Origin of the sequence: Pseudomonas tolaasii NCPPB 2192, assembly GCF_002813445.1 — a bacterium.
Lineage (GTDB): Bacteria > Pseudomonadota > Gammaproteobacteria > Pseudomonadales > Pseudomonadaceae > Aquipseudomonas > Aquipseudomonas tolaasii.
In genome coordinates, this window is sequence record NZ_PHHD01000001.1 from 3375757 (window position 1) to 3388235 (window position 12479).

At 62.4% G+C, this 12479-nt stretch carries 13 protein-coding genes; 7 read left to right on the top strand and 6 right to left on the bottom strand.

From position 1 onward, the window contains the following. Positions 1–6 precede the first annotated feature (6 nt). The gene (locus tag ATI14_RS15690; RefSeq protein WP_016973185.1) at positions 7–870 is read right to left on the bottom strand and encodes a LysR family transcriptional regulator; all 864 of its coding nucleotides are present in this window, start codon (positions 868–870) and stop codon (positions 7–9) included. A gap of 102 nt (positions 871–972) precedes the next feature. Here ATI14_RS15690 and ATI14_RS15695 point away from each other — a divergent pair, with 102 nt between their 5' ends. Then, positions 973–1932 carry a DMT family transporter gene (locus ATI14_RS15695; RefSeq protein ID WP_016973184.1) on the top strand — a complete coding sequence of 320 codons (960 nt, stop codon included), beginning with the start codon at positions 973–975 and terminating at the stop codon, positions 1930–1932. Here the strand turns inward: ATI14_RS15695 and ATI14_RS15700 are convergent. Beyond that, the gene (locus tag ATI14_RS15700; RefSeq protein ID WP_016973183.1) at positions 1846–2217 is read right to left on the bottom strand and encodes a VOC family protein; all 372 of its coding nucleotides are present in this window, start codon (positions 2215–2217) and stop codon (positions 1846–1848) included. The genes ATI14_RS15695 and ATI14_RS15700 overlap by 87 nt on opposite strands. 53 nt (positions 2218–2270) lie before the next feature. Continuing rightward, positions 2271–3038 carry a substrate-binding periplasmic protein gene (locus ATI14_RS15705; RefSeq protein WP_016973182.1) on the bottom strand — a complete coding sequence of 256 codons (768 nt, stop codon included), beginning with the start codon at positions 3036–3038 and terminating at the stop codon, positions 2271–2273. A 133-nt stretch (positions 3039–3171) separates the two neighbouring features. Here ATI14_RS15705 and dnaX point away from each other — a divergent pair, with 133 nt between their 5' ends. The 5 genes from dnaX to ATI14_RS15730 all read left to right on the top strand — a co-directional run bounded on the left by dnaX (position 3172) and on the right by ATI14_RS15730 (position 8868). Further along, positions 3172–5217, top strand: a complete 2046-nt coding sequence (gene dnaX, locus ATI14_RS15710) for a DNA polymerase III subunit gamma/tau (RefSeq protein WP_016973181.1) — start codon at positions 3172–3174, stop codon at positions 5215–5217. Between the two features lie 42 nt (positions 5218–5259). Next, positions 5260–5598 (top strand): YbaB/EbfC family nucleoid-associated protein, encoded by a 339-nt coding sequence (locus ATI14_RS15715; protein ID WP_003175481.1) that lies wholly within the window; start codon positions 5260–5262, stop codon positions 5596–5598. 204 nt (positions 5599–5802) lie between these two features. After that, the gene (locus tag ATI14_RS15720) at positions 5803–6837 is read left to right on the top strand and encodes an NADP-dependent oxidoreductase (RefSeq protein WP_016973180.1); all 1035 of its coding nucleotides are present in this window, start codon (positions 5803–5805) and stop codon (positions 6835–6837) included. 65 nt (positions 6838–6902) lie between these two features. After that, a complete protein-coding gene (gene recR, locus ATI14_RS15725) occupies positions 6903–7505 on the top strand; it encodes a recombination mediator RecR (RefSeq protein WP_016973179.1) in 603 nt (200 codons plus the stop codon). A gap of 214 nt (positions 7506–7719) precedes the next feature. Then, a complete protein-coding gene (locus ATI14_RS15730; RefSeq protein ID WP_016973178.1) occupies positions 7720–8868 on the top strand; it encodes an acyl-CoA dehydrogenase family protein in 1149 nt (382 codons plus the stop codon). Positions 8869–8983: 115 nt separating this feature from the next. On the opposite strand, the gene ATI14_RS15735 is transcribed toward ATI14_RS15730, so the two are convergent. Both ATI14_RS15735 and fnr read right to left on the bottom strand, forming a co-directional pair. After that, positions 8984–9532 (bottom strand): adenine phosphoribosyltransferase, encoded by a 549-nt coding sequence (locus tag ATI14_RS15735; RefSeq protein WP_016973177.1) that lies wholly within the window; start codon positions 9530–9532, stop codon positions 8984–8986. 80 nt (positions 9533–9612) lie between these two features. Continuing rightward, on the bottom strand, positions 9613–10347 hold the full coding sequence (gene fnr, locus ATI14_RS15740; RefSeq protein WP_016973176.1) for a fumarate/nitrate reduction transcriptional regulator Fnr: 735 nt from the start codon (positions 10345–10347) through the stop codon (positions 9613–9615). A 153-nt stretch (positions 10348–10500) separates the two neighbouring features. Here fnr and ATI14_RS15745 point away from each other — a divergent pair, with 153 nt between their 5' ends. Continuing rightward, positions 10501–10971: a hypothetical protein gene (locus tag ATI14_RS15745; RefSeq protein ID WP_016973175.1), complete on the top strand. Its 471-nt coding sequence runs from the start codon at positions 10501–10503 to the stop codon at positions 10969–10971. Between the two features lie 7 nt (positions 10972–10978). Here the strand turns inward: ATI14_RS15745 and hemN are convergent, their stop codons facing one another. Then, on the bottom strand, positions 10979–12361 hold the full coding sequence (gene hemN / locus ATI14_RS15750) for an oxygen-independent coproporphyrinogen III oxidase (RefSeq protein WP_016973174.1): 1383 nt from the start codon (positions 12359–12361) through the stop codon (positions 10979–10981). Positions 12362–12479: the final 118 nt, after the last annotated feature.

A 12479-nucleotide genomic window follows, 5' to 3' on the forward strand; every position in this document is an offset into this window, starting at 1 on the left:
CAGCTGTCAGCCGAACGTTTCCCGCAACAGGCCGGCAAACGCATCCCGCGCCAGGTGCCGTTGGGTGTCCTTGTGCCAGAACAGCAGGTTGTCCACGGCCTGCAATTCCTCGAAACGGTAAGACGCCAACTGATTGGCCTGCTCATAGCGCGCCAGAATGCCTTCCGGCGCCAGCGCCACGCCAATGCCTGCACTCACGCAGCCGATGATCGTGCCCCAACTGGCATAGCTGGCAATGCTGGGTTTGAAGTCGTGGGGCTTGACCCAGTTTTCCAGCGCCGCGCGATACGGGCAGCCGGGCGGCCACACGAGCAAGGTGCGCCCGGCCAGGTCTTCGGCACTGTTGATCGGCTCGCTGGACGCGCTGGCGATCAGCACCAGCCGCTCGCTGTAGACCACGCTGTGTTCAAGCTTGGCGCGCTTGCCGCCGGCCGCCACCAGCGCGACGTCGAGGCGGTGGTGCTGCAGGTCATCGAGCAACTCGGCCCAGGCGCCCGTCACCAGTTCCAGGCTGACGTCCGGGTAGCGCCGGTGATATTCGGCCAGCAGCGGCGGCAAACGGCCGCTGGCGCTGGACTCCACCGCGCCGATGCGCAACGTGCCACGGGGGATGGCGTTGGCGTCGACCGCACGCTTGGATTCGTCCACCAGCGCCAGGATGCGCTCGCAGTAATCCAGGAAGATCTCACCGGCGGCGCTGATCGCCAGCCCGCGCCCCGCGCGAATAAACAACGGTGTACCCAACTCGCTTTCCAGCTGTTTGATGCGTGTGGTGATGTTGGACGGCACACAGTGCAATTGCAGCGCGGCCTGGGCCACGCTGCCGGTTTGCGCCACGGCTCGCACCATTTTCAGTTGGGCCAGTTCCATTGCTCAGTTCCAGTGATTTCAGAAGTCAGAAACGCTTAATTGTCCTGCGCCTTGCGAGGGCGAAGACTGACGGCACTCCTTCCCGGTTTCCGAGTGCCGTTGATGAATACCCCTTCACCTCTAAAGCTTACGCTAGTCATTGCCGGCGTCATCCTCTGCTGGGCGTATTCGCCGATTGGCGTGCACATGGGGCTGCACAGCTACAGCCCCGGGCAACTGGCATTGCTGCGATTTCTGATCGCGTCGGTGTTCATGGGCGGCGTGGCACTGGTGATGGGCATTGGCCGGCCGCAGTGGCGTGACGTGCCGTGGCTGCTGGTGCTGGGTTTTTTCGGCGTGTTCCTGCACCACACCAGCCTGAATAACGGGCAGCAGTGGGTCACGGCAGCGGCGTCCAGCGTGCTGGCGCAGTCGGCGCCGCTGTTCAGTGTGTTGATTGCGTTTTTCTGCTTGAAAGAGCGCGTCAGCCTGTGGCGCTGGAGCTGCGTGCTGCTCGGGTTGCTCGGCGTGCTGGTGGTGATCTGGGGTGATCACGGCGTAGGGGACATTGACCCGCGCGGCTTGCTGATCCTGCTGGCCGCGCTGTCGTGGAGTGTGTATTTCGCCATTCAGAAGCACTACGCACACCGTTACAGCCCGCTGACCATGGCGTGCTACATGGTCTGGTCCGGCACCCTGATGCTCTGCGTGAACCTGCCAGGCCTGCCCGCTGCCGTGGTGCAAGCGCCCTTGCCGGAAAACCTGGCGGTGCTGGTGCTGGGGATTTTCCCGAGCGCGCTGGCGTATCTGGCCTGGGGGTATGTGCTCAAACACGTGGACGTCAGCCGCGCGTCGGTGGCGATGTACCTGATCCCGCCGGTCGCCATGCTGCTGGCCGCGACGCTGCTGGGCGAGCACGTTGCCGTACAAGTGATGCTCGGCGCGGTGATCGTGCTGGCCAGCGTGGCGGCCATCAGCCTGGAGGGGCGCTGGCGTTCACTCGCTCAGGCTGAACGCCCGCAGCCGGTGGCCGTCGAGGTCCTCGGCGACAAAGGTGTAGCCAAAGTCCAGGGTAGTCGGTGACTGGATGATCGTCGCGCCACGCTCCACCCACTGCGCGTGCAGCGCGTCGATGGCGGCGGTGTCTGGCAGGGAGAAGCCGACTTCGCCGCCACCGCCGGTGATGGTCGCGGCAGGTTCCACGGTGTGGCGCGACCACAGCCCCAGCTTCACGCCGTTGTCGAGGATGAACAGGGCGAAGGTCGGGTTCAACTCCACCGGCGGCTTGCCCAGCAGGCGGCTGTAGAAGTTGGCGCTGGTGGCCGGGCTGTCGACGTACAGCAGGAAGTAATGGGCGACGGTGTTCATGCAATCTCCTTGAGAGCGGCGGGTTGAGGTGCCCAGTCTAAAAGCCGGTACTGTCAGTTCTTGTCAGGAGTCTGCAAGGGTGACGCGTTTTCGCCGGTGTACAACTGGATGATGTCGTCGATCTCGCCCGACATCTTCATGCGCAACAACGTGCGCAATATTCGCTGTACCGGCACGTTCGGGTCGTTGCGCACGATGCAGCCCAGGCTCTGCTCGCCGATGACGGCCACGTTGTGCAGTTTTTTGCCGGGGGGCAGGCCCAGGTTGAAGCGGTCCAGAATCCATTCATTGATCACGGCGTAGTTGAATCGCCCCGCCACCAGCTTGTGCAGCACCAGGTCCTCGCTGCGCGAGTCGTCGCGGCTGAGGCGGCCGGTTGCGAACAAGGGGTCAAGGGTGGCGTAGCGATAGTTCAGCACCGTGCCGATCGACTGCTGCACCAACCCTTCGACGTGCACAGGCTGCGGGGTTGTGTGCCGGCTGACCAGCACATTGCGTTGCACCATCAACGGGACGCTCCAGGTGTAGTCCCCGGACGCCTCGTCGAGCCAGGCCTGGGCGACATAACAGCGCACATCAATGTCGCCATGCTCCATCGCACCGGCGATGCGTGCCCGTGGCAGCACGTGAAATTCGGCGGGGTGCCCCACTTGAGTGGCCAGGCTCAGCATCAGGTCATACAGGATGCCCTGGGTGGGGCGGTCGTCTTCCACCTCGGCCATCGGCATCGCCCAGCTGTCGGAAACTGCGAAGCGCAACGGGGCAGGGGCCGCGAGGCTGGCGAGGGAAATCATCCATAAAGCGCCCAGGACTACGCGCATACACCCTCCGGGTTCAGGCCTTTGCGGGGCCAACGAGGTGAGCTTAGTCAGATTAGGCGAGCGTGCCGGATGCAATTTCCCCCTTGCTCCGCTAGCATTACCGGCTTCCGCTTCCCAGTTGCGACGGTTTTCGATGAGTTATCAGGTTCTTGCACGTAAATGGCGTCCGCGCTCGTTCCGCGAAATGGTCGGCCAGACCCATGTGCTCAAGGCTCTGATCAATGCCTTGGACAGCCAACGGCTGCACCACGCCTATCTGTTCACGGGAACGCGCGGGGTGGGCAAGACCACCATCGCGCGCATCATCGCCAAATGCCTGAATTGTGAAACCGGTATCACTTCCACGCCGTGCGGCACCTGCTCGGTGTGCCGGGAAATCGACGAAGGGCGCTTTGTCGACCTGATCGAGATCGACGCCGCGAGCCGCACCAAGGTCGAAGACACCCGCGAGCTGCTCGACAACGTGCAGTACGCGCCGAGCCGTGGCCGTTTCAAGGTCTACCTGATCGACGAAGTGCACATGCTGTCCAGCCACTCTTTCAACGCGCTGTTGAAAACCCTGGAAGAGCCACCGCCCTACGTCAAATTCATCCTGGCCACCACCGACCCGCAGAAACTTCCTGCAACGATTTTGTCGCGGTGCCTGCAGTTCTCCCTGAAAAACATGACCCCCGAGCGCGTGGTCGAGCATTTGACCCATGTGCTGGGCGTCGAGAACGTGCCGTTCGAGGACGACGCGCTGTGGCTGCTCGGCCGCGCTGCCGACGGCTCGATGCGTGACGCCATGAGCCTTACCGACCAGGCCATCGCCTTTGGTGAAGGCAAGGTCATGGCCGCCGACGTGCGCGCCATGCTCGGTACCCTCGACCATGGCCAGGTGTTCGACGTGCTGCACGCGCTGATCGACGGCGACGCCAAGGCGTTGCTCGAAGCCGTGCGCCACTTGTCGGAGCAAGGCCCGGACTGGAACGGCGTGCTGTCGGAAATCCTCAACGTGCTGCACCGCGTCGCCATCGCTCAGGCCTTGCCTGAAGGCGTCGACAACGGCCACGGCGACCGCGACCGCGTGCTGGCCCTGGCCCAGGCGTTACCTGCTGAAGATGTGCAGTTCTACTACCAGATGGGCCTGATCGGTCGTCGCGACCTGCCCCTGGCGCCGGACCCGCGCGGCGGTTTTGAAATGGTGCTGCTGCGAATGCTGGCGTTCCGGCCCGCCGACTCGGCAGACGCGCCGAGACAGCCGCTAAAGCCAGTGGGGATCAGCCAGGCCACAGTTGATTCCGCCAAACCAGTGGCTGGCGCGGCAATTGTTGCGCCAGTGGCGGCTGCGCCTGTTCCGGTCGCGCCGCCCGTGCCTGAGCCCGTGGCCGCCGAAACTGTGCCGGTCATCGAACCTGAACCCGTCGTCGATTTGCCGTGGAATGACCCGGTAGAAGCCGAGGCCGAACCGGAAGCCGAGTTGCAACCTGCCGTAGAGCCCGTGCTGGAAACCACCGGCGAACAGCCCGAGCTCACGCCGATGCCCACGCCGACTCCGGACAGCGTGGTGCCGGATGCGCCGGAATGGGTGTCCGCGCCGGTTCCCGAGCCCACCGTGGCCCAGGTTGACGCCGCTACGCCGGGCATCGACCTGGATGACGAGCCGCCGCTGGACGAAGACTACATCGAGCCGGACATGGATTCGGCCTATAGCTACCTGGATGACCTGGCCAGCGAACACACCGCCGAACCGGTCCCGGAGCCTGAGCCCGAACCTGCTGCGGCGCCCGCCACCGGCCTGGCCCTGCAATGGCTGGAACTGTTCCCGAAACTGCCGATTTCCGGCATGACCGGCAGCATCGCCGCCAACTGTACCCTGATTTCCATTGAGGGCGACCACTGGCTGTTGCACCTGGACCCGGCCCACAGCGCCCTGTTCAACGCAACCCAGCAGCGCCGCCTTAACGACGCGCTGAACCAGTACCATGAGCGCACGCTGACCATCGCCATCGAACTGATCAAGCCCGAGCAGGAGACCCCGGCCCAGGCCGCGACCCGTCGGCGCCTGAACCGTCAGCGTGATGCGGAAAGCTCGATCCACGCCGACCCGCTCATCCAGCAAATGATGCAACAGTTCGGTGCGGTCGTTCGTCACGATACTATTGAACCTGTCGACGCCCCGGTGCCCCAGGCTTCGTAACACCGGGCAACTAATTGATCCACGTACTTTGAGGTGATTCCCATGATGAAAGGTGGCATGGCCGGCCTGATGAAGCAGGCGCAGCAGATGCAGGAAAAAATGGCCAAGATGCAGGAAGAACTGGCCAACGCCGAAGTCACCGGTAAAGCCGGTGGCGATATGGTCAGCGTGGTGATGACCGGTCGTCACGACATCAAGCGTGTGAGCATCGACCCAAGCGTATTGCCGGGCGTGGGCGAAGATGACCTGGAAATGCTCGAGGCCTTGTTCGCTGCGGCCGTCAACGACGCCGTGCGCAAGATCGAAGCCAACAGCCAGGAAAAAATGGGCGGCGTGACCGCCGGCATGCAACTGCCGCCGGGCATGAAACTGCCGTTCTGATTCGCTAGCCTTGGCTAGACTCCAATGCCAGGCCTTGTGCCTGGCATTTTTTTTGCGCGCGCCGCGCCCCCTGTGGGAGTTGGCTTGTCGGATCGCCGCACCGCTGCGATGCATTCACTACGGTGCTACTGATAAAACATCGAACCCCAACCGCTCTGTCATGGTCTGCACCCTATACCGATGGATTTGCGAAAGGAGCCCCAGATGCCTCAAGAACCGATTCTGAACCAGCGCATCGTCCTGGTTTCACGCCCGCACGGCGCGCCGACCCCGGAGAATTTCCGCCTGGAACGGGTGAACCTGCCGGAATTGGCGGACGGCCAGGTGTTGTTGAAAACCCTGTACCTGTCCCTCGATCCCTACATGCGGGGGCGCATGAGCGACGCGCCGTCCTACGCAGCGCCGGTGGAAATCGACGAGGTCATGACCGGTGGCGCTGTCAGCCGTATCGAGCAGTCGCGTAATCCGAAATTCGAAGTGGGCGACCTGGTGGTCGGCTCTACCGGCTGGCAGAGCCACAGCATTTCCGACGGCCGCAACCTGATCCCGGTGCCCAAGGGGCTCGCCAGCCCGTCGATGGCCCTGGGTGTGCTCGGCATGCCGGGCATGACCGCTTACATGGGCTTGATGGACATCGGCCAGCCCAAGGCCGGGGAAACCCTGGTGGTGGCCGCGGCGTCGGGCGCTGTGGGCTCGGTGGTGGGGCAGGTGGCCAAGCTCAAGGGCTTGCGCGTGGTGGGTATCGCCGGTGGCGCTGACAAGTGCCGCTATGTGGTGGACGAGCTGGGCTTTGATGCCTGTATCGACCACAAGAGTGCTGATTTTGCCAATGAGCTGGCCCTGGCCTGTTTCAAGGGCGTGGACATCTACTTTGAAAACGTCGGCGGCAAGGTCTTTGACGCCGTGGTGCCGCTGCTCAACCCCAAGGCGCGAATTCCACTGTGCGGGCTGATCGCCGGCTATAACGCCCATGAGGCGCCCAGCGGTCCGGATCGTCTACCGGCGTTGCAACGCACCTTGCTGACCAAGCGCGTGCGCATCCAGGGCTTTATCGTGTTTGACGACTATGGCGATCGCCAACCCGAGTTTCTCAGCGCGATGGCGCCGTGGGTACGCGACGGCAAGATCAAGTTCCGCGAAGACGTGGTCAACGGCCTGGAGCAGGCGCCCGAGGCCTTTATTGGCCTGCTGGAAGGGCGCAACTTCGGCAAGTTGGTGGTACGCGTCGCGCAGGATTGAGCATTTGACGCTAATCCGGGGCGCGGGTATAAACCGCGTCTCGTTGTTTTGTCGGACCTTTCCCCATGAGCTTCAGCCCCCTGATTCGCCAACTGATCGACGCCCTGCGCATTTTGCCGGGTGTCGGCCAGAAAACCGCCCAGCGCATGGCCCTGCAGCTGCTGGAGCGCGACCGCAGCGGCGGCACCCGATTGGCACAGGCCCTGAGCCAGGCCATGACCGGCGTAGGCCACTGCCGCCAATGCCGTACGCTTACCGAAGAAGAACTCTGCCCGCAGTGCGCCGACCCGCGCCGTGACGACACGCTGCTGTGCGTGGTGGAAGGGCCAATGGACGTGTATGCAGTGGAGCAGACCGGCTATCGCGGGCGCTACTTTGTACTCAAGGGGCATCTGTCGCCGCTGGACGGGCTGGGCCCTGAAGCTATCGGCATTCCGCAGTTGGTGGCGCGCATCGAAGAGCAGGGCACGTTCACTGAAGTGATCCTGGCCACTAACCCGACGGTGGAAGGCGAGGCGACCGCGCATTACATCGCTCAACTACTGACCAATAAAGGCCTGATCACCTCGCGCATCGCCCACGGCGTGCCGCTGGGTGGCGAGCTGGAACTGGTGGATGGCGGCACGCTGGCGCACTCCTTCGCCGGCCGCAAACCCATCGCCCTCTAAAGAGCGACACACATCAAAATGTGGGAGCTGGCTTGCCTGCGATAGCATCACCGCAGCGTGACTGATACACCTCAGTGCCTGCATCGCGGGCAAGCCCGGCTCCCACACAAGCCAGCTCCCACATTAGTTTTGCAGCGTCAGCGATATTGGCCTCAGGCTTGATAACCAAGCAAGCGCTTGGTAAGTTCGCTCCACCTCTCCGTGGAGCTTGCCGATGTCTGCCTTTCAGGACTACTTCGATCCCAGCCACCAATTGGTCCGCGACAGCGTGCGCCGTTTCGTCGAGCGCGAGATGTTGCCGAACGTCGAGCAGTGGGAAGAAGCCGAGAGCTTTCCCCGAGCGTTGTACCTCAAGGCCGGCGCGGCAGGCATTCTCGGCATCGGTTACCCCGAAAGCCTGGGCGGTAGCCATGAGGGCGACCTGTTTGCGAAGGTCGCCGCCAGCGAAGAACTGATGCGCTGTGGGTCTGGCGGCGTAGTGGCCGGGCTTGGATCGCTGGATATCGGCCTGCCGCCGATCGTCAAATGGGCGCGCCCCGAGGTGCGCGAGCGGGTGGCGCCGCCGGTATTGGCTGGCGAGAAGATTTGCGCACTCGCAGTGACCGAGCCCGGGGGCGGTTCGGATGTGGCCAACCTGCAAACCCGCGCCGTGCGTGAGGGCGACCATTACCGCGTCAGCGGCAGCAAAACCTTCATCACCAGCGGCATCCGTGCCGACTTCTACACCGTGGCCGTGCGCACTGGAGGCCCGGGGTTTGGCGGCATCAGCCTGTTGCTCATCGAAAAAGGCACGCCCGGTTTCAGCGTCGGCCAGCCGTTGAAAAAAATGGGTTGGTGGGCGTCAGACACGGCGCAATTGTTCTTCGACGATTGCCGCGTACCCGTCGGCCATTTGATCGGCGCCGAGAACATGGGCTTTGCCTGCATCATGGGCAACTTCCAGAGCGAGCGCCTGGCCCTGGCCTTGATGGCCAATATGACCGCACAACTTGCGCTGGAAGAAAGCCTGAAATGGGCGGCCGAGCGCGAGGCATTTGGCAAACCCATCGGTAAATTCCAGGTGATCAAGCATCGCCTGGCGGAAATGGCCACGGCGGTGGAGGTTTCCCGGGAGTTCACCTACCGCCAGGCGGCGAAAATGGCGGCCGGCAAAAGTGTGATCAAAGAGATTTCCATGGCCAAGAACCTGGCGACCGACACGGCTGACCGCGTGACGTATGACGCCGTGCAGATTCTTGGAGGGCAGGGGTATATGCGCGGCAGCCTGGTGGAGCGGCTGTACCGGGACAACCGCATTCTGTCGATCGGCGGGGGGACGCGGGAAGTGATGAATGAAATCATCAGCAAGCAGATGGGGTTGTAAGCCAGGGTGTTCTTGAGGCCCCCATCGCAGGCAAGCCAGCTCCCACATTTGGATGTGTGAATACATTCAAATGTGGGAGCTGGCTTGCCTGCGATGAGGCGGTTCCAGGCGACTGCTATTTTTCAGTCAAGCCGAACTGCGTCAGGCAGAAGGTCGGGATGCCCATGTCTTCCAGGCGCTGCGACCCACCCAGCTCCGGCAAATCAATAATCGCCGCCGCTTCAAAAATCTTCGCCCCCATGCGCCGCACCAGGTTCGCCGCTGCGATCAGGGTGCCACCGGTCGCGATCAAATCATCGAACATCAGCACTGAATCACCTTCACACAGGCTGTCGGCGTGCACTTCCAGGAAGGCTTCGCCGTATTCGGTCTGATAACCCTCGGCCAGCACGTCAGCCGGCAGTTTGCCCTGTTTGCGGAACAGGATCAGTGGCTTGTTCAATTGGTAAGCGATGATCGAGCCGATCAGGAAACCCCGCGCATCCATCGCGCCGATGTGGGTGAAGTCGGCTTCGACATAGCGGTGCGCAAAGCTGTCAGCCACCAGGCGCAGGGCGCGGGGCGACTGGAACAGCGGCGTGATATCACGAAAGATCACCCCAGGCTTGGGGAAGTCGATGACAGGGCGGATCAGGGATTTGATGTCGAACGAATCGAAAGTCATCGTCGAGGAGTCCTGGGGCTGAAAACGGACTCGAAGTATACCTGCGGCCTCGCCGGTTGGCGCGGCCGCGAGTGTCTGGATCAGCTGTCGAGGGTGCCGCCGGCCAGTGCGCACAGCTGGATCGGGTCGAGGATATGCACCTCTTTGCCTTCGGCGGCGATCAGCTCGTTCTGCTGGAAGCGCGTGAACACGCGGGACACGGTTTCCACCGCCAGGCCCAGGTAATTGCCGATTTCATTGCGCGACATGCTCAGGCGGAACTGGTTGGCCGAAAATCCCCGTGCGCGGAAACGGGCCGACAGGTTGACCAGGAATGTGGCAATCCGCTCGTCGGCGGTTTTCTTCGACAGCAACAGCATCATCTGTTGGTCGTCGCGAATTTCACGGCTCATCACGCGCATCAGTTGGCGGCGCAGTTGCGGCAACTGCAAGGCCAATTCGTCGAGACGATCGAAGGGAATTTCGCACACTGACGTAGTCTCCAGCGCCTGGGCCGACACCGGATGAATCTCGGTGTCCATGCCGGACAGCCCGACCAACTCGCTGGGCAGGTGGAAACCGGTGATTTGTTCTTCGCCGCTGTCACTCAGGCTAAACGTTTTCAGCGCGCCTGAACGGACGGCATACACGGAGTCAAACTTGTCGCCCTGGCGAAACAGAAACTCGCCTTTTTTCAGCGGGCGGCCGCGTTTAACGATGTCGTCCAGCGCATCCATGTCTTCCAGATTCAGCGAAAGTGGCAGGCAGAGGGGGGCCAGGCTGCAATCCTTGCAATGAGCCTGGCTGTGAGCGCGCAGTTTGACTGGCTCGGACATTTCTTAAATCCTTGTGGGAAAACACACATAAGACGTAAGGGTAACGCACCGGGGGGCGATGAGGCCAGCGTGTACAAAAAACCGGCAACGGTATAAAGCTTTGTGTATCGATGCCGATACATCGGTGAATCCCTATGGGCTGGAGCTCAGGTCATGTCGGTAACACCCTTGAATAACCCTGTCATTACAACCAAGACGCCGAAGATTCTGACGGCGGCTGATGCACTTGCGGGCAAAAAGGTCGACGACAAACCTGCGCCTCCACCGACGCCCGGCGAAGGGGTGGTGGTGACCATCTCCGGCGCCGGGATGAAAGCCTCCCAGGCCGGTAGCAACCCGAACAAGGACATCGACGACAGCGGCCTGAAAGACAACATCAAGCAATTGTTGAAGATGATCCGCGAACTGCGCAAACAGCTCGCCGAAAAGATGGCTCAACTGTCGGCAGCCATGAATGACACCACCTTGTCCCCGGAAGCACGTCAGGCCAAGGTCTCCAGCCTGCAGGGGGATATCGCGACAATCCAGGCCGGGTTGATGACGGCCCAGTCCCAACTGGCCAAGTCGCTGAAAAATGAATCACCTGAGGCTCAGTTGAAAGCCATGTCGCTGCTGGCGAAGTAAGCCGGGCCTAGATCACCCGCGAGAAGCGCTGCCGGTTCTGGTGCTCCAGGCAGGCGTCGAACACCATGCACACCGAGCGCACCAGCAGGCGCCCGGCCGGCAGCACGTGGATTCCCTGGGCATTCAGTTCGATCAGGCCGTCTGCGGCCATTGTCTCCAGCTGTGGCCAAACGTCGGCGAAATAACCGCGAAAGTCGACGTTGAAGGCGTGTTCAATGCTGTCGAATGACAGGCTGAAGTTGCAGATCAACTGCTGAATCACTGCCCGCCGCAACCGATCATCGGTGGTGCATACCAGGCCCCGGCTGGTGGCCAGTTGCGCCCCGGCTAGAGCATTTTGGTAGTGATTGAGGTCGCTGCTGTTCTGGCAATACAAGTCGCCGATCTGGCTGATCGCCGAGACGCCCAAGCCGATCAAATCGCAATGCCCGTGGGTGGTGTAACCCTGGAAATTGCGCTGCAGCGTGCCTTCTTCCTGGGCCACCGCCAGTTCGTCGTCCGGCAGGGCAAAGTGGTCCATGCCGATGTAGCGGTAACCGGCCTGGGTCAGTTGTTCAATGGTGGTTTGCAGCATCAGCAGCTTGGCCGCCGGCGAGGGCAAGTCATCGCTGTTGATGCGCCGCTGGGGCATGAAACGCTCGGGCAGATGCGCGTAGTTGAACACTGACAGGCGGTCCGGTTGCAGCCTGATCACTTCTTCCACCGTGCGCGCAAAGCTCAGCGGCGATTGTTTGGGCAGGCCGTAGATCAGGTCGATGTTGATCGAGCGAAACTGCAGGGTGCGCGCCGCATCAATCACCGCGCGGGTTTCTTCCAGGCTTTGCAGGCGGTTCACGGCGCGCTGCACCTCGGGGTCGAGGTCTTGCAGGCCGATGCTGACGCGGTTGAAGCCCAATTCGCGCAGCAGGCCCATGGTTGCCCAGTCAGCCTCGCGCGGGTCGATTTCGATGCCGTAGTCGCCGGAATCGTCGTCCAGCACGTTGAAGTGCTGGCGCAGGCGCGTCATGACCTGGCGCAGTTCGTCGTGGCTGAGAAACGTCGGCGTACCGCCGCCGAAGTGCAATTGCTCCACGGGCTGTTTCGGGTCGAGGTGGCAGGCCACCAGCTGGATTTCCTGTTCCAGGCGCTGCAGGTAGGCCTGGGCGCGGCCACGGTCTTTGGTGATGACCTTGTTGCAGGCGCAGTAGTAGCAAATGTTGGCGCAGAACGGCACGTGCACATACAGCGACAAGGGCCGTGCTGCCTTGCGGCTGTCGCGCAGGGCGTGGAGCAGGTCGAAGGTGCCGACCTGGCTGTCGAATTGTACGGCGGTGGGGTAGGACGTATAGCGCGGCCCCGGCAGGTCGTAGCGGTGAATCAGATCGGTGTCCCAACGAATGGCGTCGAGCATGCGGGCGGTCCCCCGGATTGGCTAGTGGACCGAGTCTAGGGGCGTGTCGCCGGTGGCATCTTGATTTGCATCAACGGGCAGCGGCGCTATGCCACAGGGTGGTTCAATGGCCAATCCT

Excerpts from the sequence above, each read along its gene's own strand:
- ATI14_RS15735 (WP_016973177.1), bottom strand. The coding sequence starts at position 9,532 with ATGACTTTCGATTCGTTCGACATCAAATCCCTGATCCGCCCTGTCATC.
- dnaX (WP_016973181.1), top strand. The coding sequence starts at position 3,172 with ATGAGTTATCAGGTTCTTGCACGTAAATGGCGTCCGCGCTCGTTCCGC.
- ATI14_RS15745 (WP_016973175.1), top strand. The coding sequence starts at position 10,501 with ATGTCGGTAACACCCTTGAATAACCCTGTCATTACAACCAAGACGCCG.
- ATI14_RS15720 (WP_016973180.1), top strand. The coding sequence starts at position 5,803 with ATGCCTCAAGAACCGATTCTGAACCAGCGCATCGTCCTGGTTTCACGC.
- ATI14_RS15695 (WP_016973184.1), top strand. The coding sequence starts at position 973 with ATGAATACCCCTTCACCTCTAAAGCTTACGCTAGTCATTGCCGGCGTC.
- ATI14_RS15690 (WP_016973185.1), bottom strand. The coding sequence starts at position 870 with ATGGAACTGGCCCAACTGAAAATGGTGCGAGCCGTGGCGCAAACCGGC.
- ATI14_RS15705 (WP_016973182.1), bottom strand. The coding sequence starts at position 3,038 with ATGCGCGTAGTCCTGGGCGCTTTATGGATGATTTCCCTCGCCAGCCTC.
- fnr (WP_016973176.1), bottom strand. The coding sequence starts at position 10,347 with ATGTCCGAGCCAGTCAAACTGCGCGCTCACAGCCAGGCTCATTGCAAG.
- hemN (WP_016973174.1), bottom strand. The coding sequence starts at position 12,361 with ATGCTCGACGCCATTCGTTGGGACACCGATCTGATTCACCGCTACGAC.
- ATI14_RS15715 (WP_003175481.1), top strand. The coding sequence starts at position 5,260 with ATGATGAAAGGTGGCATGGCCGGCCTGATGAAGCAGGCGCAGCAGATG.
- recR (WP_016973179.1), top strand. The coding sequence starts at position 6,903 with ATGAGCTTCAGCCCCCTGATTCGCCAACTGATCGACGCCCTGCGCATT.
- ATI14_RS15730 (WP_016973178.1), top strand. The coding sequence starts at position 7,720 with ATGTCTGCCTTTCAGGACTACTTCGATCCCAGCCACCAATTGGTCCGC.
- ATI14_RS15700 (WP_016973183.1), bottom strand. The coding sequence starts at position 2,217 with ATGAACACCGTCGCCCATTACTTCCTGCTGTACGTCGACAGCCCGGCC.